Raw genomic sequence first — 24,420 nt, forward strand, 5'->3', positions numbered from 1 at the left:
TGATCCTGAAAGTTAGAAGGTGCAGCTGACGTGTCCAAAGGGGCCGAAATCGGCATATATATGGTCGCCAAACTCGGTTTCCACCGGGCGAATAAATGAGCCGGAAAGGACCACGTCACCCGCGCTAATCGATTGATTATACTGGGCTAAACGATTGGCGAGCCATACGATCCCCATGACTGGATCATTAAGAACGCCCGCGCCTAGGCCTGTTTCTTCAACCTCGTCGTTGTTGGTGACGATTGCCCCAACCCAACGTAAGTCAAAGGCGTTTATTTGATGTTTTTGGGTGCCCAAGACTATCCCCGCGTTGGCGGCATTGTCGGCGATGGTGTCAAAGATTTTGCGGCTTATCCCCGTTTTGGCATCCTGACGAACGATACGTGTGTCCAGGATTTCCAGCGATGGGCAGACATAGTCTGTGGCCGCAATCACCTGCTCGCGGGTGATGTTTGGCCCGGAAACCGGGGCTTTCATCACAAAGGCAATCTCTGCTTCGATTCGTGGTTGAATGAAGCGGTCGCGCGGAATTTGGCTGCCGTTTTCAAAAAACATATCCTCAAACAATATGCCGCTATCTGGAATGTCGATGCCCAATGCGGATTGCATGGCTTTTGAGGTGAGGCCAATTTTCCAACCATGCTGTTTGCCGCCATTTTTACGCTTTTTATCCACGTATGCAGATTGGATCGCGTAGGCGTCGTCCATGGTCATTTGTGGATTGGCCAGTGAAATCAATTCCATTTGCTGGCGGGATTTTTCCGCTTCAAACAAGGCATTAGCTGCAATTTGGATTTGATCGGGGGTCATTGCTCGTCCTCAATGCCATTGATCAGGGTGCCAATGCCAGACACTTCAACCTCCACTTTGTCCCCGGGCTGCAAGAACTGTGGCGGATCGAGCCGCGCGCCTGCACCTGTGGGGGTGCCGGTGACAATGATATCCCCGGGTTCAAGGGTGGTGAATGTGGAGATATATTCGATCTGTTTGCGGATCGGGAACAACATGCGTGATGTGTTGTCTTTTTGGCGGACTTCGTCATTTACGCGGGTGACAATGTCTGCGTTTTCAATCTGTTGCGGATCGCTATAGGGCACAAGCCATGGTCCCATCGCGCCTGAATTGTCAAAGTTCTTGCCTTGGGTCACATTGAATTTTGCGTGGCGCACCCAGTCCCGAATTGTGCCTTCGTTACAAATAGTTAGGGCTGCGATGTGATCTAACGATTCCGCTTGGCTGATGTGCCGACCGCCCTTGCCAATGACAATGGCAATCTCACCCTCATAGTCGAGTTGATGGGAGGCTTTGGGGCGGATCAGGGGCGAGTTATGCCCGGTAAATGAGCTTGGGAATCGCACAAACAGGGACATATTAGGCGGGGCATCTTGGCCATCCTTATATTCTTCGTTGCGGGCCGGAAAGTTGACGCCAACGCAAATAATTTTGCCCGGATTTGGCAGTGGAATGTCCAGTTTTGCGTCGGCAATGTCCCGCGAGTGTCCCAGTTTTTGTGCCAGCTCAAGTGCCTGATTTTGGGCGTTTGCGTGGAACACGTCTCGCAATGTCCCAAACTGTGTCATTTGAGGGGATAAATCTGTGATGTTTTGTCCATCTGTTGCACCCCACATGGGGGTGCCATTGATGGTGTAGGAGACAAATCTATTCATCATAATTGCGCTGCCATTTGAGTGATCACATCATAGGCGAAATCAGCATCTGCCTGTTCCATATCGAATGAACCACATTGGAAGCGAATGACGAATTTTCCATCGATCTTTGTTTGGGTGAGGTAGATGCGTCCATCATTATTGATGTTGGTGAGAAGGCGCAGATTGAGCTCGTCCAAATCGTTGACGCCTTTAGGTGCATAGCGAAAGCTAAACAGCGACAACATGGGTTCGGTGACAATTTCAAAGTCCGGTGCCTGCGATAGTTTGTTGTATAGCCCTTCAGACCATGCAACGTGATTGCGGATCATTTGGCGCAAGCCTTCAAGGCCATGAGCGCGCAGTAAGAACCAGATTTTTAAAGCGCGAAAGCGTCGGCCCAAAGGCACTGACCATTCAGAATAATTTATGATGCCATCGGTGCCGTGGGTTTTTAGGTATTCTGGTTTGATTGCTAATGTGCTGACCAATGCGTCTGGGTCTGCAATGAAATGTGCCGAGCAATCAAATTGCGCGCCAAGCCATTTATGTGGGTTGAACACGATGCTGTCTGCGCCTTCAACGCCTGTCCAGAAATGGCGAAACTCGGGGCAGATCATTGCTGCGCCAGCCCAAGCCGCATCGATGTGCGAATAAAGGTTTTCCGCTTTGGAAACCGCAACAACTTCGGCAATATTGTCAGTAGAGCCAACCGACGTGCCGCCCACACTAGCTATGATGCCAGCGGGGATGAACCCGGCTTCGCGATCAGCCTTGATGGTTTTTTTAAGTGCTTCAATATCCATGCCGCGCAGTTTGCCCTTGTGCGGAATGCGCACCAAGTTTTCTTCACCAATGCCCGCAACCCAAATGGCGCGATCGATCGAAGTGTGGACTTGATCCGAACAGTAAATGCGCAACTGCTTGTGGGCGGCAAGACCGTCCACGTTGCCACGCCAATTTAATGCCCGTTCGCGCATGGTCAAAACTGCAGCCAAGGTGGCTGACGACGCGCTGTCTTGTATAACGCCAGTGAAGCCATCAGGTAGGCCGATGGCTTGGCGTAGCCAATCCAAAACCTTGGTTTCTAGTTCGGTCGCCGCAGGTGAGGTTTGCCACAACATACATTGGGCCGCGATCGAATTGACCAACATTTCAGCCAGAACAGAGGCAGGAGCGGCATTCGCTGGAAAATAGGCAAAGAAGCGCGGGTGCTGCCAATGGGTGATGCCGGGCATCAGTTTGGCTTCAAAATCAGCGAAAATGGCTTCCATATCTTCGCCCATTTCAGGCGGTGTGTCGGGCAGTTGGGCGATGATTTCGCCCGGTTTGGTTTGAGCGCGCACGGGGCGGTCGCGCAAGTTCTCACGATAATCTGCGCCCCAGTCCACAAATCGTTTGCCCCAATGGCGAAAATTCTTCCAGTCCATAAATGCCCCTATGGTGCAATGATTGGTGATGCTGCAAGATCTGACATGGTCGGTTCCACATTTTCAAAAGTGCTGCCATGTTCAAACCAGCTGCGTGGTGCAGGTGCACCCCAAAGTGTTTGGCGTTGCGGGTCTTTTAGGTCCCATTTGATGGGTTCAAGATCTGGATCAACCGTTTGATAGTCTGAACAATAGATCTCGATCCGGTGACCGTCGGGATCCAAAATGTACAAGAAGAATGCATTGGAAATGCCGTGGCGACCCGGACCGCGTTCAATGTTGGCCACATAGCCAGTGGTGGACATTAAATCCAAGAGATCAATGATATTGAGCGGATTTGGCACCCAAAATGCGGTGTGGTGAAGGCGAGGACCAAGGCCGTTGGTGAATGCCATATCATGCACGCCGCCTTTGCGGTGCATCCATGCGGCCCAAAGGCGTTTGCTCTCATCGTCTTCAGTATATTCGGTGGTGCGGAAACCAAAGTCTGCATAAAAGGCGACGCTTTCATCAACGTCTTGGGAGAAGACATTGAAATGGTCAATGCGCAGCGGTTTGACGCCATTGTAGAGCTTATATTTCTGGTGGATGGGCTCAAGACGATCCATTTTGAAATAGAACTCAAGTGGAATGCCGTGGCAGTCTGATGTGCGCAGGGTGCGGCCTTGGTAGGGGCGTTCTATCCATGCTGTCGGGCGGCCCTTTGATTGGAAATAAGCTTCGGCCTTATCCAATTCAGGTTCATCATAAACCTTGAAGCCCAAAACGTTGGCCTGTGCTTTTTCGCCTTTTTTCAGGATGATGCAATGGTGGCCGCGTTCTTCCATGGCGCGAAGATAGATTTCGTTATCATCTTCGTGGGTGATTTGCAGGCCCAGTGTATCCACATAAAAGGCGCGGCTGGCGACCAAATTGGTGACCACAAACTCAACATGGCTAAGGCGCAGTACGTTAAATGGCGGGTACAGATTATGCTCTGGTAATGGCATGATATTTCCTCAAGTGTTCGCGCGCATGTCTGATCTCATGCTCGCAGAATTAAACGCGATCATCCACCTAGTTTTGGGATTTTATGTTCAGTTGTCGCAAAGGCGATGTTTTTGGTTTCCATATAGAAGTCAAATGACCAATCGCCGCCATCGCGGCCAATGCCCGATGATTTGACGCCACCAAAAGGCGAGGGCAAATGGCGTGAGTTCTCTGAATTAACCCAAACCATGCCTGCTTGTAATTGATCGGAAACACGGAAGGCGCGGTTGACATCATTTGTCCAAACATATCCGGCAAGGCCGTAGTCGATATCGTTGGCAATTTCTAAGGCATCTGCTTCATCAGCAAAGGGAATGGCGGTGAGCACAGGGCCAAAAATCTCTTCTTGAGCAATCCGCATCTTATTGTTGGCATTGGTGAAAAGGGTTGGCTTGACATAGCAACCGCCGCCCGGACCAGCAAATTTTTCGCCGCCCAACGCAATTGTTGCGCCATCTTGCTTGGCGATTTGAAAATATTCGAGCACTTTCTTTTCATGCACAGGGTGGATCAGGGGGCCAACGGTGGTTTCTGGGTCTAGTGGGTGGCCTACTTTGATCTGACTCGCCTTCTTAGCGATTTTGGCCGTGAACTCATTGTAGATCGATTGTTCAACCAAAAGCCTAGAAGAAGATGTGCAGCGTTCGCCATTGAGCGAATAGATCATGAAAACTGCAGCTTCTGCTGCACGGTCCAAATCCGCGTCGGCGAAAACAATCACTGGGTTTTTGCCGCCAAGTTCAAAGTGGACCCGTTTTAGGGTTGGTGCCCCCTGAGCCATAATCATAGAACCAGTGCGGCTTTCGCCAACAAATCCAATGGCTTTGATCAATTTGTGTTCGGTCAGGGCTTTGCCAGCGTCTTCGCCCAATCCGTTGACAAGATTCCAAACGCCTTTGGGTAAGCCCGCTTCTTCAGCGATCTCCACAAGCAAACGTGCGGTTAGCGGCGAAAACTCGGCGGGTTTGTGCACAATAGTACAACCGGCGGCGAGGGCGGGAGCAATTTTCCATGTGGACAACATGAAAGGTGTGTTCCACGGGGTGATGACCCCAACCGGACCGATGGCATGGCGCGTGGTCATATTGACCTGACCCGCATTGCGCAGAGACTGTCCGTCCTGCGCTGTGGGCGCGCGATCAGCGAAAAAGCGGAAATTATCGGCACCGCGTAATGCCGCTTTGGACATGAAACGCATGGATTGGCCTGTGTCCATACTTTCGATCAGCGCTATTTCTTCGGCACGGGCTACAATGCCGTCAGCTATGGCGTGTAGAATGGTTCTGCGCTGCGTGCCGGGCATGGTGGACCAGCTTTTAAAAGCTGCGTGTGCGGCCTTTGCGGCACGGTCAATATCTTCAGATTTGCCGTGAGCTACGTCACATAGTTTTGAAAGATCAACAGGGGTGATGCTTTCAAACGTTGTGCCATCGGCTGCGGGGACGGCTTCACCATTGATATAATTGGTTACGCCGTCTCGCCGGAACCGTTCTAGATAGCTATTTGCTTTTTCAACATTGGATTGAAAACTGGCCATAGTTGGGGTCCTAATTCTAGCTGTTCGACTTGAGGCGAGGATGGATGGTGTTCACTTTCCAGCTCAGGTCTGGATCAATTTCGATGATTTCGAGGGACAATGCGAAATGTGGTTCAGCCAACAGGTCTTGGCAGATTTCGCTGACTTGATCGATCAGGGCTTGGCCGAAGTTGCGTTTTTGGTCTTGAGTCCGACCTGCGCCAATGCGTAAGACCAAATCGATGAATGCGTTTTGTGGGTGTTGGTCTGCAATAGAGTATGCAGCCGCCGGATATGCGCGCACCCGCACACCGCCTTTAGGGAACATGTCAGAAGCGCAGATTGTATCGCCCAACTGATCGCACAGTTGTTTCATATCAATGCGGGGCTCGATATTCTCTGAATATTGGATCACTAGATGTGGCATATTCGCTCCTAACAATTAACATGTTAAGTAATATGCCTAGTATTGTCAATATGCGCTGAAGGTATGTTTTCTTGCATTTTTGGCGGTTTTGGGCGAATTCTAAAAAATGAACGGTGAGAATCAAAACATGACTGCTGAGCAACTATTGGAAAAAACCAACCGGTCACTCCCCATTGTTTTGTTGCGAGCCCGAGAGTCGGTTATGGCGCATTTTCGGCCCATGTTGGCGGCGCACGGGTTAACGGAGCAGCAATGGCGCGTGTTACGTGTTTTGAGTGAAGCGGGCGAATTGGATGCCAGCCATTTGGCACATCACGCCTGTATTCTGCCGCCAAGTTTAACGAGGATGCTCAAAACGCTTGAAGGAAATGGGTGGATTGTGGGTCGTCGTGACAAGAACGACGGTCGACGGATGCTGTTTAGTGCTACCGAAGAAGGTTTGCGCTTCATTGCAACAGTGTCGCCAAAAGGCGCTGCTATTTACGAAGAAATTGTGGATGCATTCGGCGAAGACAAATTGCGTCAGTTGGTTGATCTGCTCGATGAGTTGCAAACCAAAGTAAATGGCGCCGCAAAGTAGCGACGCTTTTGTTTTTACGCGTTTGCAGCGGCGGTTAGGCCTTTGTCCAATGCACTCATCATTCTTGTGACATCGTTGGACGTGATGATCAGGGGGGGTGACAGAATGATATTGTTGCCAGAAACCCGAATAGTGACCCCGTCAGCATAAGCTCCTTCAAATGCGGCTGCCATGGCGGCTTTTGAAGCTGGGACTTTCGTTTCTCGGTCCGCTACCAATTCAATTGCGGCCATCAGCCCTATGCCACGGGTGTCACCAGCGATAGGATGCTTTTCTTTGAGTTGGGCAAGCCCCGCTTGTAGTTCTACGCCGCGCTCTTTAGCATTTCCCCAAACACGTGCCTTTTTGGTTTCTGCCAACGTCGCCAACGCAGCCGCACAACCTACCGGATGGGCTGAATAGGTGTAGCCGTGGCCAATATTGCCGGTTGCGTCTTTGTTGGCTTCAAAAGCTTCTGCGACTTTTTCGCCGATCATGGCGGCACCGAAAGGGAAATATGAGTTGGTGACCGCCTTGGCGGTACACATCATATCCGGAGCAACTCCCCAAAGGCGTGAGCCGTGCATGGCGCCGGTGCGTCCAAAGGCTGTGATTACCTCGTCAGCGATTAGCAAGATGCCATGTTTGTCGCACACTTCGCGCACCATCGGCATGAATGTTTCGTGTGGTACGATAACACCGCCAGCGCCCAGAACTGGTTCCATGATCATTGCAGCGATTGTGTTTGCGCCCTGAAAGGCAATTTCTTCTTCGAACAGGGCAATGATGCGATTGGCAATTTTTTGCGGGTTAGCGGTGTTGAACGGGTTGCGATATGTCCAGGGGGCTGGCAGTTGGAAGCAGCCGGGCAATAATGGTTCGTAGTTACGGCGGAAATTGGCGTTGCCATTGACCGACGCGCCACCAAAATGAGTGCCGTGATAGCCTTTTTTGAGGCTGATGAATTTTGTACGTTCGCCTTCGCCGCGAACTTTGTGATATTGGCGGGCTAGACGCAGGCAGGTTTCAACTGAGTCAGAGCCGCCAGAGGTGAAAAATGAGCGCACCATTTTTTCGGGTTTGAACCATTCACTCAGCTCATAGGAAAGTTCCACCGCCTTGTCGTTGGTGGTGCCCCGGAACGCCGAATAATACGGCAGTTCCATCAGTTGCTCCGTCATTGCCTGTTTAATGCTTTCGACAGAGTAACCCAAATTTGCGTTCCACAATCCGCCCACAGCATCGAGCGTGCGGTGTCCATCGATGTCGATGATTTCAACGCCTTCTGCTCCAGTAATCATGGTGGGAGGATTGGAGCGCATATCGGCAGGGTGCGCCATTGGGTGCCACATATGTTTGGCGTTGTTCTCTTTCAAGAAATTTGAATCGCGCATGGTGGCTCCTTTTACGTATTTGAATTGCTAGTTGGTTTGAACATATTAGGTGATCAGTTTTTGAACGTTGGGATGTACAACACCGCCGATGGCCGTGGTGATGCGCGCGGATGCTGCAGCCACGTGGCGTTTGGTCTTGTTCACCAACTCTTCGGTTTTGCGTGAAATGGGCATGGCGACGGCTATGGCACCGGCGGCGGTGCCATCGGCATTAAAATAAGGCGCAGCGATGCCCGCGACGTCTGATTCAAATCCATGCTCGTTGAGATAGTAGCCGTCATTTTTCGCTTGGCTCACACGATGTCGCAATACTTCTGGGTCTGTTTCAGTTTGATCGGTAAAGCGATTGAGTTGATTGGCTAATGCCTTTTCAATCAAGCTGTTATCGTTAAATGCTAAGAATATGATTCCCGAGGCTGTGGCATGAAAGGGCAATGGTTCTGTGGGATCGATCATCACCACTGTGCCGCGAATGGGTTCTTTGTGCGCAACGGTGATTAGCGCGTTTGGTCCAGCAACGCTTGCGTGCGCCGTTTCATTTGTTGTTTCGCATAACCAATCAACAGTCTGCGTTGCAATTGCGGTGATGGGCGTTGTTGCTTCGCGAATGCGCGCGAGGTGCAAGAAGCCACTGCCCAAGCGATATGACTTGGTGATCTGATTCTGTTCGATGAAGTGATGGTTGCCCAGCGACACAAGAATACGTCGTGTGGTCGCCTTATCCATTTGGGCGAGGCGCGCAAGTTCTGACAGGCCGATCTCGGGTTGAGATGGCGTGAAATAGCTTAGGAGGTGCATCGCTTTGTCGACAGTTTTCATGCCTGTTCAAGTCCAATTCATTCACATGCTAACAAAAATCTTGACTCATATTGTTTCACAATGCAACCATTAATTGCACCGTTGGTGACAATAGTGAACCGATTGTGTTTTTGACGCTGTGAGGGAGGAAACCATGCGCGCATTAATTTCAGTAATCCTTTTGGGGATGGCTTCTGTTTTGGCGATTATTTCGCCAGCGGTTGCTGAATACCCAGAAAAACCCGTTTCATTTGTGGTGCCATTTCCACCAGGTGATTTGGAAGATGTGCTTACGCGCATGATCGCAGAAGAATTTCAAACCATGTACGGCGTGCCCGCCGCTGTGGTGAATAAGCCAGGTGGGGGCGGTGGCCCGTTTCCGGGGGCTGCTGAAGTCGCCGGGGCGCCAGCGGACGGTTATACAATCGGATCATTTGTAGTGGATGTGCCGCTGGTTGGGCCTTATGTGGGTATTCCGGCGCTTAATCCAGACCCCTTTGAGCCAGTTGGTATTTTCCTGACTTATCCATTTGTAATTGCGGCGTCCAAAAATGCGCCGTACCAAAACATGGATGAGTTGGCTGCATATTCGCAGGACAATAAGCTGTTGCTTGGGCATTTCGGATCATTCCTGATCCCAACGCAAGTGACGATGGCGTTGGGTGAGAAGAACGGCACACGTTATTACTCAAACGCTGCATTTGATGCGCTGGATTGTAACACGCTTGCTTCGGGCGATGCAGACGTGATCAACACCACGTTGCAGCTCATTCTGCCTTGTATGGATAAGGTGAACGTGTTGGCAACGGTTACCTCTGAGCGTATTCCATTGGTGCCAGATAGCCCAACGGTTGGGGAACTTGAGCCTTCGCTAAATATTGCTTTGTGGAACGGTCTATTTGTTCACAAGGATACGCCAGCGGACGTGCGCGAGAAAATCGCGGCTGCTGCCAAAAAAGCAATGGCAAGTGAAGCTGCGCAAAAATTGGCTGCGGAAACAGGTGCAGGTGTTTACTGGAAAAACGCTGCAGATTCAGCCGCACAAATTGCAGCTGATGGGGTTGTGGCGGAAGCTATTGCCAAATTTGCCGAATAAATATGCAATATTGGTCGGGGCGGATAGTCCCGACCAATACCATAAAGCGAGATTATTCGGATCATGATCCAGACAAATGAGATTGGCAGTAAATCCAACCAAGCACAGAGGGTCGAGGACTATTTTTCTTCCCCTTACAGTTCTGCGTTGGTGTGGTTTGGTGTTTGTACGTTTTTGGTTGCAGTGTTCTTGGCCAGTCAGCTGGGGACGCAAGCTAAGTTTTTTGACGGCATGCCGATTGAAAAACAGCCCGGACTATGGTCAGCGATCGGCATTGTTGGAATGCTGATTTTTGGATTTTTCCAAATGCTACAATTCTGGTTTCATCGTAATGGGTTGCAGGCCCCAGGCTTTGTGGCCGAAGTGCTGACGTGGCTTCGTGCTGGCGAATATGTGCTGTGGTTCATGGCCTATGTCTATCTGGTGCCCATTGTGGGCTATTTGCCGGTAACCGTTGGGTTTTTGATGTTGATGACATGGCGATTGGGCTACCGAAGCCGTGCGCATTTTGCCTTTGCTGTGCTCACTGGCGTGTTGATCGTCTTGGTCTTTAAAAGCTTCTTGCAGGTCAAAATACCAGGCGGCGTAACCTATGAATATCTTCCCGATGCTGTGCGCAGCTTCTTTATTCTTTATCTCTAGGGGCTGTTTGTGGATCTCCTTTTAACAAGTTTAAGTGCTTTGGCGCGAATTGATGTGGCAATTGCTTTGCTTATCGGTTCTGTGGGTGGGGTGGTGATCGGCGCTATTCCTGGTGTTGGACCCGCCATTGCGATTGCGATCTTGCTACCCGCGACTTTTGCGATGGAGCCAATTGTTGGCCTGACCTTGCTGCTTGGGGTGTATGGATCATCCATGTATGGCGGCGCGATCCCCGCGATTTTGGTCAATACGCCAGGCACAGCGGTGAATGCACTCACCACATATGATGGTTTTCCCATGACCAAGAGAGGAGAGGCAACGCGGGCCTTATCTTTGGCGTTTGGAGCGAGTTTTTGTGGGGCGATCATTTCGATTATCGCGCTCATCAGCCTGTCGCCCGTTTTGGCAGCGGTTGCGCCCATGTTTGGGTCGCGCGAAATTTTTCTGGCCGCCTTGCTGGGTATGGTGTTGGTGGTCGTTACCCATCGCGGACAGGCTTTGGCAGCTGGCGCACTGCTGTGTTTGGGCATTTTCATCAATACGATTGGCTTAGAATCCATTCGCTACACCCAGCGGTTTACCTTTGAGCAGACTTGGCTTGCCTCAGGTATCGACTTGATCGTTGTTGTGTTGGGACTTTTCGCGCTCTCTCAGGCATTTTTGCTTTTGGTTGGTGAAGATGAAGACAATAAGCCACCCGCGCTTGTTGGGCGTTTGTTTGACGGTCTTAAAGAAGTGCTGCGGATGCCGAAAATCGTAATTCCATCAGCCGGCTTTGGCGTAATTATGGGCATGATTCCGGGTGTTGGGGAGTTTTTGGCGCAATTCTTTTCCTATTCATTGGCCCGCAAAACCTCAGGTAACGGTGAGAACTTTGGCAAAGGCGCGCCTGAAGGGTTGGTTGCATCCGAAGCGGCGAACAATGCTGTGCCTGCTGCTGCGATGATCCCCTTGTTGGCGCTTGGCATTCCGGGGGAGGCACTTACTGCCATGATGCTTTCAGTGTTTTATGTTCACAATGTCATTCCCGGTCCACAATTGTTCACAAACGATTTTGATTTTGTGCTCAGCCTTTATTTGGCGCTGATCGCGCTGAATGTTTTGGCATTCGTGTTTTTGTTGGGTGCGACGCGCTGGTTGACCAAAGTTGTGCTTATCCCAAATCGGTTTTTGGGCATGATCATCCTGATTTTGAGTTTTGTTGGTGTTTATTCGCTGCGCAACTCGATGATCGATTGCGCCATTGCAGCTGCATTTGGCATGTTCGGCTTAATGCTCAAGCGTTTGAATTTGCCAATCGTCCCGATCATTCTCGGGATGGTTTTGGGTGGAATTATGGAAGTTAAATTTCGCACGAGCATGGCGCGGGTTGAAAATATATTTGAGTTTATCGAGCGGCCAGTGGCGCAGGTGTTGTTTGGTATCATTGTGATCGTTTTGGTGGCGCACATCTATTCGCTCTTTCGAGCAAAGAAATCTGAGGACGTTTGATTATGATTACTCAAGTTGAGATTGACGGTTTGCGTCGTCAGGCGATTGCGCCGCAGAAGTTGCTGATCAATGGCGAATGGCAGGATGCGTCTGATGGTGGGGTGATTGAGGTAGTTAGCCCAATCGATGGGCAAAAGCTCACCACCATTGCTGCGGCAACCTCTGATGATGTTGATGTCGCGGTGCGCGCGGCGGGTGATGTGTTTGAACGTGGTGACTGGTCTCGCATGGCACCGGCTGGGCGCATGAAGATATTGCACAAGATTGCGGACTTGATTGATCAGAACGCAAAAGAGCTTGCTGTGCTCGGGGTGCGAGACAATGGTACCGAAATCGGAATGGCGCTGAAAGCGGAACCCGGTTCAGCTGCGGGAACATTTCGGTTCTATGCTGAGGCGATCGACAAGGTTTATGGCGAGATCGCGCCGACTGCGGACAATGTGTTGGCGCTGGTGCATCGCGAGCCGGTTGGGGTTGTCGGGGCGATTGTGCCTTGGAATTTCCCTTTAATGATTGGCGCATGGAAAATTGCACCTGCATTAGCGGCAGGGAATTCTGTCGTGTTAAAGCCCTCGGAAGCGGCATCACTAAGTCTGCTTAGGTTGGTGGGATTGTGCATGGAAGCTGGATTGCCAGCGGGCGTGCTAAATGTCATCACCGGCAATGGCGCCGTGGCAGGTGAGGCGATGGGCCTTCATCAAGCCATTGATATCATCACCTTCACAGGGTCTGGTGGTACTGGTCGCCGGTTGATGGATTATGCTGCGCGCTCGAACATGAAACGACTTTACCTCGAGTTGGGCGGTAAATCGCCGAACGTGGTGTTTGCAGACGTCGAAGACATTGACCATGCAGCGAAGGTTTCGGCTGCTGGTATTTTCCGCAATTCGGGTGAAGTGTGTGTTGCTGGTTCGCGCATTTTGGTGGAACGGTCCATCCATGATGCATTTGTTGAGCGGTTGAAAGTACAGGCCGAAAAGCTGATTGTGGGCGACCCGTTGGAGCTGACTAATAGTATCGGTGCTATCACCACTAAGCAGCAGCTAGAAGGCGATCTAGCTTTCGTGGAGCGCGCTATTGCTGAGGGCGCGACTTTGGTTTGTGGGGGGAAGCAACTGCACGCCGAAAAAGGCGGTTATTATATGCAGCCCACGATTTTTACAGATGTTCGACCAGAGATGGATTTGTTCCAAAACGAAGTGTTTGGTCCCGTGGTTGGCGTTACGCCATTTGATAGTGAAGAAGAAGCGATTGCATTGGCGAATGGCACGGACTTTGGCTTGGCCGCCGCCGTTTGGACGTCCAATCTGTCGCGGGCCCACCGGATGGTGCGCAACATCAAATCTGGTGTGGTGCATGTGAACACATATGGCGGTGCGGGCAACAATGTGCCGCTGGCGGGCATGAAGCAATCAGGCAACGGGGCGGACAAATCGCTGCATGCCTTAGAGAAATTTGAAAACCTGAAGACGGCTTGGATTCAATTGTAGGTGGCACTGATGACACAAGACAAAACAATATTGGTGATTGGCACTTATGATACCAAGTCTGATGAATTGGACTATCTAACTAAAGCTATTCAGGGGCAGGGCGGTAAGGTGCTCACTATGGACGTGAGTGTGTTGGGTGATCCGGCGATGCCTACTGACATTTCCAAGCATCAAGTGGCGGAAGCCGCCAATTCTTCCATTGACGAGGCCATCGATAGTGGCGATGAAAACACTGCCATGCAAATTATGGCGCGCGGATCGTCGGCGCTTTGCCAAATGCTGCATAAGGCCGGGCGTATTGATGGCATGATCGCGATGGGCGGGTCTATGGGGACTGATCTTGCGCTGGATTGCGCGCGGGCGTTGCCGCTTGGGGTGCCGAAATACATTATCTCCACCATTGCATTTTCAACTCTGATCCCTGCTGAGCGGTTGGCAACTGATACACAAATGATTTTGTGGGCGGGTGGTCTTTATGGCCTTAATTCGGTTTGCAAAGCTTCGCTGAGCCAAGCGGCGGGTGCCGTTTTGGGCGCTGCGCGTGCGGTGGAAATGCCGACACAAAAAAAGCCAATGGTTGGCATGACCAGTCTTGGTTCGTCGTGCTTGAAATATATGAAAGTGCTCAAACCTGCGCTTGAAGAGCGTGGTTTTGAAGTGGCGATATTTCATGCGACGGGCATGGGCGGTATGGCGTTTGAGAATTTGGCGCGGGAAGGGGCTTTTGCATGTGTGATGGATTTTGCACCGCAAGAAATGGGCAATCATATGATGGGCTCAAGCGTGAATTCGGGACCCAATCGGTTGCGCGGGGCAGCTGCTTCAAAAACGCCCGCTATTATTGCGCCCGGTTGCGTGGATTTGGTGGATTTCCCCGGCTGGCAACCGTTTCCTGATCAGTTCAGCGATCGATCTTTTCATGCTCACAATCGATTGTTGGCGTCGGCGACGTTGAATGCTGAGGAGCGTCGACAAGTTGCGCGCGAGATTGGGGCGAGGGCATCAGAGAGCAAAGCGCCTGTGCACATAATCTCGCCAAAGCAGGGTGTTGAAGAATGGGACAAGCCGGGTGAACCAGCACATGAACCGCAAAGCCATGCGGCCTTTGTTGAAGAATTAGCAAAGTCTGTGCAGCCACCCGTTGGGTTCACCGAACTTGATTGCCACATCAATGATGCTCAGTTTTGCGAAACGGCGCTAGCGATTTTTGATGAGTGGTTGGCCCAAGGCATTGTTGTGCGAAAAGCAAACTAAAAAGCCTGTGCAATGATAATGGGCGAAACTAAATCAGAACTCAATGGGGTGAATGGCTGTAAATCTGCGTTTTGAGCCAAAAATGCTGTAGCTGGATTTTTTGTTGCTTGTTACCTTTGCTTCAAATGAAACAAGGGGTGACATATGCGTCGCGATTACTCTCTGCCACAGGGCACCATTCATCGCATTCAGGTTCAATCTGAAGCGCTAACATCGAACATGCTTGGCGATCATACTCTGCGTGACGTGGACGTCTATGTGCCCCACGGACACGATGGTGTGGGCTTGCCTATCATCGTTGATTTAGCTGGATACACGGGGAGTGGCTTGAGCCGTACCAATTGGCGAGGGTTTGATGAGAATGTGCCGGCACGATTGGACCGTTTGATTGCTAGTGGTGACATGAAGCCCTGCGTTATTGTCTTTCCAGATTGCTTTACCCGACTTGGCGGCAATCAATATATCAACTCTGCGGCCATGGGGAACTGGGCGGACTTTTTGATCAAGGAAATGCTGCCCAAAATCGAAGGTCGATTTGGTTGCGGTGGCGATGGCAAACGTGGCGTTATCGGCAAATCGTCCGGTGGATATGCGGCGATGGTCCACGGCATGCTTTATGCGGATACATGGTCTGCTATTGCTTGCCATTCAGGCGATATGGGGTTTGATGTTGCTTATCTGCCGGATATGCCCAAAGCCTTGCGTGCATTGGCAAAACATGATGGATCAGTCGAGAAGTTTGTGGGGGCAGTTGAAGAAAACCACAACCCAAGTCACGATGACATTCACGCGCTTATGATTTTGGCGATGGGGGCAACCTATGACCCTGATCCGGAAGCCTTTTGTGGGATCAGATTACCCGTTGATCTGCACACTTGCGAACTTGATAAGTCGCGCTGGGCCAAGTGGCTTGAGTGGGACCCGCTGCATATTTTTGATCAGCATATCGAGGACTTGAAAAGCCTCAAAGGCATTTGGCTTGATTGCGGGGATGTCGATCAGTTCAATTTTGTTTATGTGGCGCGTCGGATGCAAAACAAGTTGAATGGAGCGGGAATTGATCATGTGTACGAAGAATTCCCAGATGACCATTTCTCGATTGATTATCGATATGACCGCAGTCTGCCCTATTTGGCTGACAAACTAAGCTAGTTTTATCCGGGTAAAATATTTTACCCGGGTTTTATTGACTCCATAGTTTTACCCCGGTATTACTCTCGCAACAAAACGCGGAGACTATTGTTGTGACTTATTCACCAGATTTGGAATGTGTTGCCTTTGTGGGCCATGAGTTGATCGCCAGCGGTACGTTGGCGGAAGTGGTGCACGAAGTGAAGCGGCACCATGATCAAAACCCAAATGATATGATTTTGGTTTTTGACAACCAGAAATCCAACGTCATTGAGTTGGACCTGCGCGGATCAATGGAAGACGTCTTCGGTCGAATGGCCAGCAAACAGCCGTTGGAAGAAGCCGTTGCGCCACCCAAGCGCCCTGGACGCCCCAAGCTCGGAGTTGTGAGCAAAGAGGTGACTTTGTTGCCGCGCCATTGGGAGTGGCTGCGTGAGCAGCGGGGCGGTGCTTCTGTGACATTGCGCAAGCTGGTAGGTGAGGCGATGCATGTGGCTGACGGCGACAAAGATAAACGTGCAGGGCAGCAGACCGCATACAAACTTATGACGGCAGTAGCCGGAGACTTGCCCAATTACGAAGAGGCCATTCGGGCGCTTTTTGCAGGTGATGCAGAGCAGTTTTTTGCACAAATTGCAGATTGGCCTACCGGGTTGAAAAACCACTTAGCCCAGATTTCAAGAGATGTTTTTTTGCCACCTGCGGGTGCGTGACTATTAAGGAAATGATTCATGACTGAATCTCAAACTGTTGAAAATAATAACTATTTGACCCAACCCATCGGTAAACTGTTTTTGACAACCGCTTTGCCTATTATCATGATCATGGTGGTCAATGGTCTGTTTAATCTTGTTGATGCCTATTTTCTTGGCATCTTTGTTGGCTCCGCTGCTCTGACTGCCGTCACGGTTATGTTTCCGGTGCAAATGCTGATTTATTCGCTGACCACAATGATTTCAAATGGCTTTGCTTCCATTGTTGCGCGACGGCTTGGGGCGAACGACTTGCGGGGAGCGGCCGACAGTTTTGCCGTGGCCATAGTTATGGGGATCGCCGTCAGTGCTGTTTTAATGTTGGTCTTTTTGGTCTTTGGCCATCAATTGGTGGCGTGGGTTACCGATGGTGACCCTGAGTTGACGCGCATGGCATGGACATACATGTCGATCATGATGTTTACCTCGCCACTAATTTTCATCCTCTCTGTTCAATTTGATGCTTTACGCAGCGAAGGGAAGATGGGGTTCATGACACTGGTTTCGGTCGGTGTGACGTTGCTCAATATGGTTTTCAATTACATCTTTATCGTGATGCTTGATATGGGCGTCGCTGGTTCTGCTTGGGGTACAGTTGCTGCCCAGCTGTGCTCGCTGAGTGCAATAATGATCTATCGATTGCGCGGGTTTTCAAAGCTTGGTTTTCACCTGCCAAATATGGCGACATTTGTGCGGGTAGCAAAAGAAAACCTGGCCTTGGGCGCGCCGCTGAGTTTGAACTATCTTTCAATCTCTTTGATCGCGGGCAGTGTTGTTGCTTTGCTCAAGATCTATGGTTCAGATGACTATACGGTGACCGTTGGGGCTTATGGCATCATCACACGGCTTATGACGTTTTCCTTCATGCCATTGCTCGGGATTTCGATGGCATTTCAGTCTATTGCTGGCAACAATTTTGGCGGCAAGTTACCCGCGCGTGTGAATGTCAGCACCAAGACGGCACTTATTGTGGCCCTGGTTTATTGCGTAATCATTGAAGTGGTCTTTATCTCATTTGCAGGTCCAATTGCTGGCTCATTCGTCAAAGATGCGGATATGATTGCTGAGACCGCGCGCGTGTTGCCCTATGTCATGATCATGTATTTCACGGCGGGTCCTGCCATAATTCTATCCGGCTTCTTTCAGGCCATTGGTGACGCTAAACGTGCAGCAATTTTAAGCCTTTCACGCAATTACCTGATTGGTCTGCCGTTGTTGTTTACAGTGCCTCGGTTTTTGGGCGAGTCAGGTATTTGGATTGCTGCTCCAATTGGAGATATCATTATGGTTGGACTAACCATTGCGGTGCTGGCGATTGTGCAAAAGCGCAAAGGTTATCGTGGTGGCGTGTTTTTGCCGGTGCCTGCATAAAAGCTTTGACTTGCGCCAGATCAATTTGGCGCAAGCCCATCTCTGACACAATGTGCTCAACGATTGAAAGGGGTGTATTATGCGTGATTTAGAGATTTACCGGACCCGTTTGCAGGCTCGCAAAGCGGAGCTTGATGAGCGTTTGCACAAAATTGAAGACCGATTGGATGATACTCCAGACCCTGATGTGGAAGAACGTGCTGTTGAGCGCGAAGATGATGAGATGCTTGAGGGGCTGGGCAATGCAGGAAAGCAAGAACTGCAAAAAATAGAGAACGCGCTCAGCCGAATGGAAAACGGAACCTACGGCGTCTGCATTTCTTGTGGCGAAGACATCTCAGAAGCACGGTTAGATATTGTTGCTTATGCTACCAAGTGCAAACACTGTATGTAGCGTCCCATTGTATCGGCTTAAGAAAAAGGCACCGTTCGCGGTGCCTTTTTTTCGTTTAGAGAGCTAGTATAGATATGCGACATAACCCGCGTAGAGTGTGAGTGCGCTAATCCCAGCAATGCGACTTATCCTCCCCAGGAAAAAGATCAGCATGGCAAGTGAGAAGAAAACAGCAATCATTACTGGTATATCAAACGTTGCCATGGTTGGGCTTATTGCAATTGGCGTAATGATGGCGGTGACGCCTAGGATTCCCAAAATATTGAAAATGTTGGATCCCAAAATGTTACCGACCGCGATATCGGATTCTCGTTTTAATGCGGCCATTACAGAAGTTGCAAGTTCTGGCAGGCTTGTGCCCACTGCAACGATTGTCAGTCCGATAACGGCTTCTGGTATTTCAAACGACCGCGCAATGGTTGTTGAAGCGTCTACCAGCCATTCAGCCCCAATGACGAGGCTTACCAAACCGATTGCGACGAAGGCTATTTCTTTCACCAGGCCATTACTTGAAAATGGGAGTTCAACCTGCGCCTCTGTTCCTTGTTTTGCAAAGAATAGAATGTAAATCACATAGGTTGCGAGTGAACCCACCATCAAGAGACCAGCCCAACGCTCGATAATGCCAATCGCACTCAGCCCGACAAGCAGTAATCCGGCAAAGACCATCACGCCAATGTCGCGTGCGGATTTAGAAAACTCTTGTTTCAGAGGTAAGAGCAGGGCCGAAACACCAAGGATGAGCAGGATGTTTGCAATGTTTGATCCGACGACATTGCCCATTGCAATGTCTGGTGCACCCTTTAGTGCCGCGCTTAGCGAAACCAATAACTCTGGCATCGATGTTCCAAACCCCACAATTGTAAGGCCGACTACAAATGCGGGTACACGTAAGCGAACCGCCAGAGCTGCGCTGCCGCGGACGAGGCTTTCACCGCCCACAAACAGCAAGACCAAACCAGCGAATAAAAAGAGAAGAGTTAATGCCATCAAGTGCATCCGATATCGAAAGTTCAAATTGCATTATTGCAACCTGCTGAAGGTGGTGGTGACCGCCTTGCGCCACAAGTGGCTGAAGACAATATTTGTGCGCCCAGAGGGTATTCGTTTTCAAAGGCTGAGAAAACTATCTTATAGCTTTGCAACGTTGCACTTCTAGCCCCGTCCAGCGATAATGTCCTTTTGGAATACTAATTGCCCCACGAATAAAATTTAGCCTCATATGGATTGTGCTCCGTTTCATGGTTTTGAGTGAACCTTCATTCCAAATTGGCTTCGGCACTGCTCCAATCAATCCAATTGAGCCTATTGAGCCGCGAACTATTCGGCCCTAACCCGAATAGGGCGGCTCGTTTGGTTTATCCATCGGGTCGCCCGTCAATTGGTGAGAAGGTTGACAATTGAAGTTTTGAACAAGATAGAGTCTGCTGGATACTGGAGGATCTATGTCAAACTCGTCACAAAAAATCCCAATAATTATCGATTGCGATCCCGGCCAGGATGACGCGCTTATGTTGTTCTTGGCGCTTAATGCGCCCGAACTTGATGTACGTGGCGTAGTGGCGTGTGGCGGCAATGTGCCATTGGCACGTACAGAGTTGAATTGTCGAATTCTTGTGGAGATGGCGGGGCGTTTGGATGTTCCTGTTTTTGCAGGATGTGATGGTCCTATGGTCGAGCAATTGTTCACCGCGGAGTATTTGCATGGCGAAACGGGGATTGATGGCATCGATTTTTTTGAGCCGACGATCAAAAAACGCGATCAGCATGGCGTTGACTTCATCATTGAAACGTTGCGTGCTGCTGATGTCGACGAAATCACGTTGGTACCAACTGGGCCTCTAACCAATATTGCAATGGCGTTGCGCAAGGCGCCTGACATTTTGCCCAAGATCAAACAAATTGTTCTGATGGGTGGTGCGAGTTTTGAAGGGGGCAATGTGACGCCTTCTGCCGAGTTTAATATTTACGTTGATCCGCACGCAGCAGATGTGGTGATGCGTTGTGGCCGTCCCATCGTGATGTTTGGCTTGGATGTGACGCACCAAGTGATGACAGACCCCCAATTGGTGGCCGATATTCGCTCGCTCGACAATAAGGTGGCGCATGCTTCTGCCGGGATGCTTGATTTTTTTGGTCAATATGACGCGGCAAAATACAGCGCTGAGGGCGGTCCGTTGCACGACCCGTGCACAATTGCTTGGTTGCTTGAGCCATCTATTTTTGATCTAAAACCCTGTCATGTAGCCATAGAAACCACAAGCAAATTGACAAGGGGACACACAGCTGTGGACTTTTGGGGGGTGACTGAAAATACCCCGAACGTTGAATGGGCATTTAAGGCAAACAAGCAAAGATTCTTTGCATTATTGATTGAACGATTGGCGCAATATTAGCCGGTTCTTACGTTGCATGAAATTAGGGCTTTTGTTGTTTGTTTTTTTCAGGTAATAGACCCTCGAATTTCCGGCAGGGTGTGTTCCCTTGTTTATTTGGCCGGATGCTAAGCGAACGGAGATATGACGCATGGCGAAGGAAAAGTTTGAGCGGAACAAACCGCACGTAAACATTGGAACGATTGGTCACGTTGACCACGGCAAGACAACATTGACAGCGGCGATTACGAAAGTATTGGCTGAGGCTCAAGGTGGTGTTGCGACAGCTTTTGACGAGATTGATAAAGCTCCAGAAGAAAAAGCACGTGGTATTACGATTTCTACAGCTCACGTTGAGTATGAAACAGACAATCGTCACTATGCGCACGTTGATTGCCCAGGACACGCCGATTATGTGAAAAACATGATCACTGGTGCGGCACAAATGGATGGTGCTATTTTGGTTGTTAACGCAGCTGATGGCCCAATGCCACAAACACGTGAGCACATTTTGTTGGCTCGCCAAGTTGGTGTGCCAGCGCTTGTTGTGTTCATGAACAAAGTTGACCAAGTTGACGACGAAGAGTTGCTTGAGTTGGTTGAAATGGAAATCCGTGAGTTGCTATCATCTTACGAATTCCCAGGCGACGACATTCCAGTTGTTTCTGGTTCTGCTTTGGCAGCGCTTGAAGGCCGTGATGACGAAATCGGCAAGAACAAGATCCTTGAGTTGATGCAAGCTGTTGATGATTTCATCCCAACACCTGCACGTCCTATTGATCAGCCGTTCTTGATGCCAATTGAAGATGTGTTCTCAATTTCTGGCCGTGGTACAGTTGTTACCGGTCGTGTTGAGCGTGGCATTGTTAAAGTTGGCGAAGAAGTTGAGATCGTTGGCATTAAAGACACCCAGAAAACAACCGTTACTGGTGTTGAAATGTTCCGTAAGTTGCTCGACAGCGGTGAAGCTGGCGACAACATCGGTGCTTTGATCCGTGGTGTTGACCGTGAGCAAGTTGAGCGTGGTCAAGTTCTTTGTAAGCCAGGTTCAGTAACACCGCACACCAAGTTCATTGGTGAAGCGATTATTCTGACGAAAGACGAGGGTGGTCGTCACACGCCATTCTTCAACAACTACCGTCCACAGTTCTACTTCCGTACAACTGACGTGACTGGTGTTGTGACATTGCCAGAAGGCACCGAAATGGTGATGCCTGGTGACCGCGTTGAGATGAATGTTGAATTGATCGTACCGATCGCGATGGAAGCACAACTGCGCTTCGCTATTCGTGAAGGTGGCCGTACCGTTGGTGCCGGCGTCGTTTCAAAAATCATCGAGTAGTCTTTTTTAAGACTGAGAATGCATTAGGGCGGCCTTCGGGTCGCCCTTTTATTTTGTTCCGAGGGACATCACGTTTTTTGCATAGATCATTTCATCTGATACATCGTCCCAGACGTTGATACCTGTTTGAAGCGCGTCGCTGTTTGATAAGTAAAGCATGTCGTCGGAGTCGTAGCTCAATGACATAGCAAGAAGTTCTGTGGGCGCATCAATTTGGCCGAAATAGTTGATTAATGCCATGGTAATGATCTGCGTAAAGCGCACTTCTTCTTCGACTTCATCACGTGAATACGCGCGATCTTCATAAGTGCTCCAAAACGCATGGAATCCGAGATGGCTCTCACTGCTTTTTGTCCGCCAAGGTTCCCTGTTTCTTGCGTCATAGCCCGCCAAGAAGGCGAACGCGCAGGCGCTAAGGCATTTCGCATTTTGAGGAACAACTGTCCGTATGCCCATCTTCCGGATATATAATCCTATTTCTAGTGCTTCATTGATTGAGCCTCCATCAGATTCGAAAAAAACCGCAGCATATTTTTTGTCGGGCAACTTTGAGATGTGGCTTTGGAGCCGCAGCAGATCGCCTTTGATGAAGTTCCCGGTAAACGATATTGCGTTTAGGGTATTACTGTCATTGCCGTGGATACCTATATTTGCAGCATAGCACGGTGAGGCAAACAACAAGAAAAAGCACAAAAAACGAAACATGAGAATTCCTAGTAATCTAATGACGGAACCAGCCTAGTCTAGATCAAAGTAACTAACCTCATCAACTGCCCACTTGCTGACCGGACAATTTGGTTTGTGTTGTGAATGGGTCAAGCCGGGGGGTGAACCGAGATTCAGTTTGCGTGCGTCAAAGAAGCGTTAGGCGTTTGCGTTTGATTTGCCTATCCTGTGCCTACCGCTAGGCGTACAATATCGATTCACTCTTGCGTTGGTAGGGGGGCGTTGTTGGTTTGCGGTTAGAAGCGATATTGGCTTAAGTGCTCTGATGAAGCTGGCAAAACGCCGGAGGAGATGCGTATGACTTATGTGATTTTGATTGTGCTTGCACTTTACATTGTGCAGCTTTTGACGCCTGCGACTATGCGGTTCTTTCAGATTGGCTTGAACCGTTACGTGGGCAGTCGCGATGATTTGCCTTCTTTGCCGTTGGCGGGGCAACGTGCAGAACGCGCGCTGATCAATCTTAAAGAAAGCCTCTTTCTATTTTTGCCGCTCGCCATTTTGTCCATTATGCAGGGGCATGAAGTAGCTGCTTTGGCTGGTGCCGAATTGTTTCTTGGTGCACGTGTTGTTTATGTTGTTGCTTATGTTCTAGCCGTGCCTTGGTTGCGTTCGATTGTTTGGGTGGTCGGATTCCTTGGGCTGGTGATGATGGCTCTGCCATTTTTTGGGTAAAAAAGCGGACGTCAATATTTTGCAATAATAGCACTGTTTGGTGGGTGAAGCCCTGTGGGTTGCAAGGTTGGCGTTTGGTCAAGGCTGATTGCGCATCAGCTTATCGCTCTCCTCATTTATCGGTAGCACCAGTTCAATGGTGATGCCGGATAGGATGTCATCATGAACTGTGGAAAGCCCCGCTTCAATTGAGGTGAATTGCAATCGTGTGCCATCTTCAAATTCCATCATAATTGGAATGAATGGCGGTACCTCTGAGGAGTGAGCAAGGCGTTTTATCGCGTCATCAAACAGGCCCGCCGCCTCGTAACTTTCTAATTTTTGGCGAAATTGAGGGTGTTTTTGGGCCTGACGTCGTAAGCGCAGATAGACGGCCCAACTCAATTCTTCCCAGTTTTGTACACGCTCCATGAAGCCGTTGCTCAAAAGCACATCATAAACATTCATCGGTGCATCCGACGTGTTAGGCAGCATGAACAGCGACTTTGCGCTTTGGTTGAAACTCAGGATATTCATTTCTGGGTCCAGAATTAAACCGGGGTAGGGCCAGTTTGCGAGAACATATTTTTCCATGAGTTCAATGGTTTTGCGGATGCTCTTGCTATCCAGATTCCGCTGACTGTAGGGTGAAGTGAAGCCCGCAGCCTCGAACAGTTCGCCACGCTGATTGTGCGACAATTGCATGGTCTCCGATAGGCGAATGATCATTTCTCGGCTTGGCTTGGAACGCCCCGTTTCTAAGAAAGACAAATGCCGTTGTGTTGTTTGAACATCTGTTGCAAGACGGTGTTGGCTAACACCGCGAGATTTGCGCTCCGCACTTAGTATGTGGCCAAAACTGTTCATCTGCTTGTACTCCTTTAGCCAATCTATGGGATTGCG

General features: G+C 50.0%; 24 protein-coding genes. 13 read left to right on the forward strand and 11 right to left on the reverse strand.

Annotated features, from left to right (window positions below; all coding sequences use genetic code 11):
- Positions 1 to 12: 12 nt before the first annotated feature.
- From hpaH to O4H47_RS10655, 6 genes are read right to left on the reverse strand one after another with little or no spacing between them, the layout of a single operon-like run.
- Positions 13 to 810, reverse strand: a complete 798-nt coding sequence (gene hpaH, locus O4H47_RS10630; RefSeq protein WP_269393956.1) for a 2-oxo-hept-4-ene-1,7-dioate hydratase — start codon at positions 808 to 810, stop codon at positions 13 to 15.
- Positions 807 to 1,670, reverse strand: a complete 864-nt coding sequence (locus tag O4H47_RS10635; RefSeq protein WP_419719614.1) for a fumarylacetoacetate hydrolase family protein — start codon at positions 1,668 to 1,670, stop codon at positions 807 to 809. Before O4H47_RS10635 ends, hpaH begins: the two co-directional genes overlap by 4 nt.
- A complete protein-coding gene (locus O4H47_RS10640) occupies positions 1,667 to 3,076 on the reverse strand; it encodes a pyridoxal phosphate-dependent decarboxylase family protein (protein ID WP_269393957.1) in 1,410 nt (469 codons plus the stop codon). Before O4H47_RS10640 ends, O4H47_RS10635 begins: the two co-directional genes overlap by 4 nt.
- An 8-nt stretch (positions 3,077 to 3,084) precedes the next feature.
- A complete protein-coding gene (gene hpaD / locus O4H47_RS10645; protein ID WP_269393958.1) occupies positions 3,085 to 4,065 on the reverse strand; it encodes a 3,4-dihydroxyphenylacetate 2,3-dioxygenase in 981 nt (326 codons plus the stop codon).
- A 59-nt stretch (positions 4,066 to 4,124) separates the two neighbouring features.
- Positions 4,125 to 5,642 carry a 5-carboxymethyl-2-hydroxymuconate semialdehyde dehydrogenase gene (hpaE, locus tag O4H47_RS10650; protein ID WP_269393959.1) on the reverse strand — a complete coding sequence of 506 codons (1,518 nt, stop codon included), beginning with the start codon at positions 5,640 to 5,642 and terminating at the stop codon, positions 4,125 to 4,127.
- Positions 5,643 to 5,658: 16 nt separating this feature from the next.
- Positions 5,659 to 6,048 (reverse strand): 5-carboxymethyl-2-hydroxymuconate Delta-isomerase, encoded by a 390-nt coding sequence (locus tag O4H47_RS10655; protein WP_269393960.1) that lies wholly within the window; start codon positions 6,046 to 6,048, stop codon positions 5,659 to 5,661.
- A gap of 106 nt (positions 6,049 to 6,154) precedes the next feature.
- Here O4H47_RS10655 and hpaR point away from each other — a divergent pair, with 106 nt between their 5' ends.
- Entirely contained in the window at positions 6,155 to 6,628 is a 474-nt protein-coding gene (gene hpaR / locus O4H47_RS10660) for a homoprotocatechuate degradation operon regulator HpaR (RefSeq protein WP_269393961.1), read from the forward strand.
- A 14-nt stretch (positions 6,629 to 6,642) separates the two neighbouring features.
- Here hpaR and O4H47_RS10665 read toward each other — a convergent pair whose 3' ends face one another.
- The gene (locus tag O4H47_RS10665) at positions 6,643 to 8,001 is read right to left on the reverse strand and encodes an aminotransferase class III-fold pyridoxal phosphate-dependent enzyme (RefSeq protein ID WP_269393962.1); all 1,359 of its coding nucleotides are present in this window, start codon (positions 7,999 to 8,001) and stop codon (positions 6,643 to 6,645) included.
- A 45-nt stretch (positions 8,002 to 8,046) separates the two neighbouring features.
- Positions 8,047 to 8,820, reverse strand: coding sequence for an IclR family transcriptional regulator (locus O4H47_RS10670; RefSeq protein ID WP_269393963.1), 774 nt, complete (start codon positions 8,818 to 8,820; stop codon positions 8,047 to 8,049).
- 133 nt (positions 8,821 to 8,953) lie between these two features.
- Between O4H47_RS10670 and O4H47_RS10675 the strand changes: the two genes are divergently transcribed.
- The 9 genes from O4H47_RS10675 to O4H47_RS10715 all read left to right on the forward strand — a co-directional run bounded on the left by O4H47_RS10675 (position 8,954) and on the right by O4H47_RS10715 (position 18,420).
- Positions 8,954 to 9,895, forward strand: a complete 942-nt coding sequence (locus O4H47_RS10675) for a tripartite tricarboxylate transporter substrate-binding protein (protein ID WP_269393964.1) — start codon at positions 8,954 to 8,956, stop codon at positions 9,893 to 9,895.
- A gap of 63 nt (positions 9,896 to 9,958) precedes the next feature.
- On the forward strand, positions 9,959 to 10,537 hold the full coding sequence (locus tag O4H47_RS10680) for a tripartite tricarboxylate transporter TctB family protein (RefSeq protein WP_269393965.1): 579 nt from the start codon (positions 9,959 to 9,961) through the stop codon (positions 10,535 to 10,537).
- Between the two features lie 9 nt (positions 10,538 to 10,546).
- The gene (locus tag O4H47_RS10685; RefSeq protein ID WP_269393966.1) at positions 10,547 to 12,028 is read left to right on the forward strand and encodes a tripartite tricarboxylate transporter permease; all 1,482 of its coding nucleotides are present in this window, start codon (positions 10,547 to 10,549) and stop codon (positions 12,026 to 12,028) included.
- Positions 12,029 to 12,030: 2 nt separating this feature from the next.
- Positions 12,031 to 13,518, forward strand: a complete 1,488-nt coding sequence (locus O4H47_RS10690; RefSeq protein WP_269393967.1) for an aldehyde dehydrogenase — start codon at positions 12,031 to 12,033, stop codon at positions 13,516 to 13,518.
- Positions 13,519 to 14,772: a Tm-1-like ATP-binding domain-containing protein gene (locus O4H47_RS10695; RefSeq protein ID WP_419719615.1), complete on the forward strand. Its 1,254-nt coding sequence runs from the start codon at positions 13,519 to 13,521 to the stop codon at positions 14,770 to 14,772. It abuts the gene before it with no gap.
- Between the two features lie 144 nt (positions 14,773 to 14,916).
- Entirely contained in the window at positions 14,917 to 15,924 is a 1,008-nt protein-coding gene (locus tag O4H47_RS10700) for an alpha/beta hydrolase (RefSeq protein WP_269393969.1), read from the forward strand.
- Between the two features lie 92 nt (positions 15,925 to 16,016).
- Positions 16,017 to 16,616 carry a DUF2239 family protein gene (locus tag O4H47_RS10705; protein WP_269393970.1) on the forward strand — a complete coding sequence of 200 codons (600 nt, stop codon included), beginning with the start codon at positions 16,017 to 16,019 and terminating at the stop codon, positions 16,614 to 16,616.
- An 18-nt stretch (positions 16,617 to 16,634) separates the two neighbouring features.
- A complete protein-coding gene (locus tag O4H47_RS10710) occupies positions 16,635 to 18,026 on the forward strand; it encodes an MATE family efflux transporter (RefSeq protein WP_269393971.1) in 1,392 nt (463 codons plus the stop codon).
- A gap of 79 nt (positions 18,027 to 18,105) precedes the next feature.
- Positions 18,106 to 18,420: a TraR/DksA family transcriptional regulator gene (locus O4H47_RS10715; RefSeq protein WP_269393972.1), complete on the forward strand. Its 315-nt coding sequence runs from the start codon at positions 18,106 to 18,108 to the stop codon at positions 18,418 to 18,420.
- 63 nt (positions 18,421 to 18,483) lie between these two features.
- Here the strand turns inward: O4H47_RS10715 and O4H47_RS10720 are convergent, their stop codons facing one another.
- Positions 18,484 to 19,410 carry a calcium/sodium antiporter gene (locus tag O4H47_RS10720; RefSeq protein WP_269393973.1) on the reverse strand — a complete coding sequence of 309 codons (927 nt, stop codon included), beginning with the start codon at positions 19,408 to 19,410 and terminating at the stop codon, positions 18,484 to 18,486.
- A 455-nt stretch (positions 19,411 to 19,865) separates the two neighbouring features.
- Here O4H47_RS10720 and O4H47_RS10725 point away from each other — a divergent pair, with 455 nt between their 5' ends.
- The gene (locus O4H47_RS10725) at positions 19,866 to 20,816 is read left to right on the forward strand and encodes a nucleoside hydrolase (RefSeq protein WP_269393974.1); all 951 of its coding nucleotides are present in this window, start codon (positions 19,866 to 19,868) and stop codon (positions 20,814 to 20,816) included.
- 130 nt (positions 20,817 to 20,946) lie between these two features.
- Positions 20,947 to 22,137 carry an elongation factor Tu gene (tuf, locus tag O4H47_RS10730; protein ID WP_269393975.1) on the forward strand — a complete coding sequence of 397 codons (1,191 nt, stop codon included), beginning with the start codon at positions 20,947 to 20,949 and terminating at the stop codon, positions 22,135 to 22,137.
- A 48-nt stretch (positions 22,138 to 22,185) separates the two neighbouring features.
- Here tuf and O4H47_RS10735 read toward each other — a convergent pair whose 3' ends face one another.
- On the reverse strand, positions 22,186 to 22,842 hold the full coding sequence (locus tag O4H47_RS10735; RefSeq protein WP_269393976.1) for a hypothetical protein: 657 nt from the start codon (positions 22,840 to 22,842) through the stop codon (positions 22,186 to 22,188).
- A gap of 318 nt (positions 22,843 to 23,160) precedes the next feature.
- Here O4H47_RS10735 and O4H47_RS10740 point away from each other — a divergent pair, with 318 nt between their 5' ends.
- Positions 23,161 to 23,538, forward strand: a complete 378-nt coding sequence (locus tag O4H47_RS10740; protein WP_269393977.1) for an MAPEG family protein — start codon at positions 23,161 to 23,163, stop codon at positions 23,536 to 23,538.
- Between the two features lie 78 nt (positions 23,539 to 23,616).
- On the opposite strand, the gene O4H47_RS10745 is transcribed toward O4H47_RS10740, so the two are convergent.
- On the reverse strand, positions 23,617 to 24,384 hold the full coding sequence (locus O4H47_RS10745; RefSeq protein ID WP_269393978.1) for a helix-turn-helix domain-containing protein: 768 nt from the start codon (positions 24,382 to 24,384) through the stop codon (positions 23,617 to 23,619).
- Positions 24,385 to 24,420 lie beyond the last annotated feature (36 nt).

It is taken from the genome of Maritalea porphyrae (assembly GCF_027213965.1).
Taxonomy (GTDB): domain Bacteria; phylum Pseudomonadota; class Alphaproteobacteria; order Rhizobiales; family Devosiaceae; genus Maritalea; species Maritalea porphyrae_A.

Coding starts and splice junctions, on each gene's coding strand:
- O4H47_RS10745 (WP_269393978.1), bottom strand. CDS start 24,384: ATGAACAGTTTTGGCCACATACTAAGTGCGGAGCGCAAATCTCGCGGT.
- O4H47_RS10700 (WP_269393969.1), top strand. CDS start 14,917: ATGCGTCGCGATTACTCTCTGCCACAGGGCACCATTCATCGCATTCAG.
- hpaE (WP_269393959.1), bottom strand. CDS start 5,642: ATGGCCAGTTTTCAATCCAATGTTGAAAAAGCAAATAGCTATCTAGAA.
- O4H47_RS10710 (WP_269393971.1), top strand. CDS start 16,635: ATGACTGAATCTCAAACTGTTGAAAATAATAACTATTTGACCCAACCC.
- O4H47_RS10675 (WP_269393964.1), top strand. CDS start 8,954: ATGCGCGCATTAATTTCAGTAATCCTTTTGGGGATGGCTTCTGTTTTG.
- O4H47_RS10665 (WP_269393962.1), bottom strand. CDS start 8,001: ATGCGCGATTCAAATTTCTTGAAAGAGAACAACGCCAAACATATGTGG.
- O4H47_RS10725 (WP_269393974.1), top strand. CDS start 19,866: ATGTCAAACTCGTCACAAAAAATCCCAATAATTATCGATTGCGATCCC.
- tuf (WP_269393975.1), top strand. CDS start 20,947: ATGGCGAAGGAAAAGTTTGAGCGGAACAAACCGCACGTAAACATTGGA.
- O4H47_RS10670 (WP_269393963.1), bottom strand. CDS start 8,820: ATGAAAACTGTCGACAAAGCGATGCACCTCCTAAGCTATTTCACGCCA.
- O4H47_RS10635 (WP_419719614.1), bottom strand. CDS start 1,670: ATGATGAATAGATTTGTCTCCTACACCATCAATGGCACCCCCATGTGG.
- O4H47_RS10655 (WP_269393960.1), bottom strand. CDS start 6,048: ATGCCACATCTAGTGATCCAATATTCAGAGAATATCGAGCCCCGCATT.
- O4H47_RS10680 (WP_269393965.1), top strand. CDS start 9,959: ATGATCCAGACAAATGAGATTGGCAGTAAATCCAACCAAGCACAGAGG.
- O4H47_RS10690 (WP_269393967.1), top strand. CDS start 12,031: ATGATTACTCAAGTTGAGATTGACGGTTTGCGTCGTCAGGCGATTGCG.
- O4H47_RS10740 (WP_269393977.1), top strand. CDS start 23,161: ATGACTTATGTGATTTTGATTGTGCTTGCACTTTACATTGTGCAGCTT.
- hpaH (WP_269393956.1), bottom strand. CDS start 810: ATGACCCCCGATCAAATCCAAATTGCAGCTAATGCCTTGTTTGAAGCG.
- O4H47_RS10720 (WP_269393973.1), bottom strand. CDS start 19,410: ATGGCATTAACTCTTCTCTTTTTATTCGCTGGTTTGGTCTTGCTGTTT.
- O4H47_RS10640 (WP_269393957.1), bottom strand. CDS start 3,076: ATGGACTGGAAGAATTTTCGCCATTGGGGCAAACGATTTGTGGACTGG.
- hpaR (WP_269393961.1), top strand. CDS start 6,155: ATGAACGGTGAGAATCAAAACATGACTGCTGAGCAACTATTGGAAAAA.
- O4H47_RS10715 (WP_269393972.1), top strand. CDS start 18,106: ATGCGTGATTTAGAGATTTACCGGACCCGTTTGCAGGCTCGCAAAGCG.
- hpaD (WP_269393958.1), bottom strand. CDS start 4,065: ATGCCATTACCAGAGCATAATCTGTACCCGCCATTTAACGTACTGCGC.
- O4H47_RS10735 (WP_269393976.1), bottom strand. CDS start 22,842: ATGTTTCGTTTTTTGTGCTTTTTCTTGTTGTTTGCCTCACCGTGCTAT.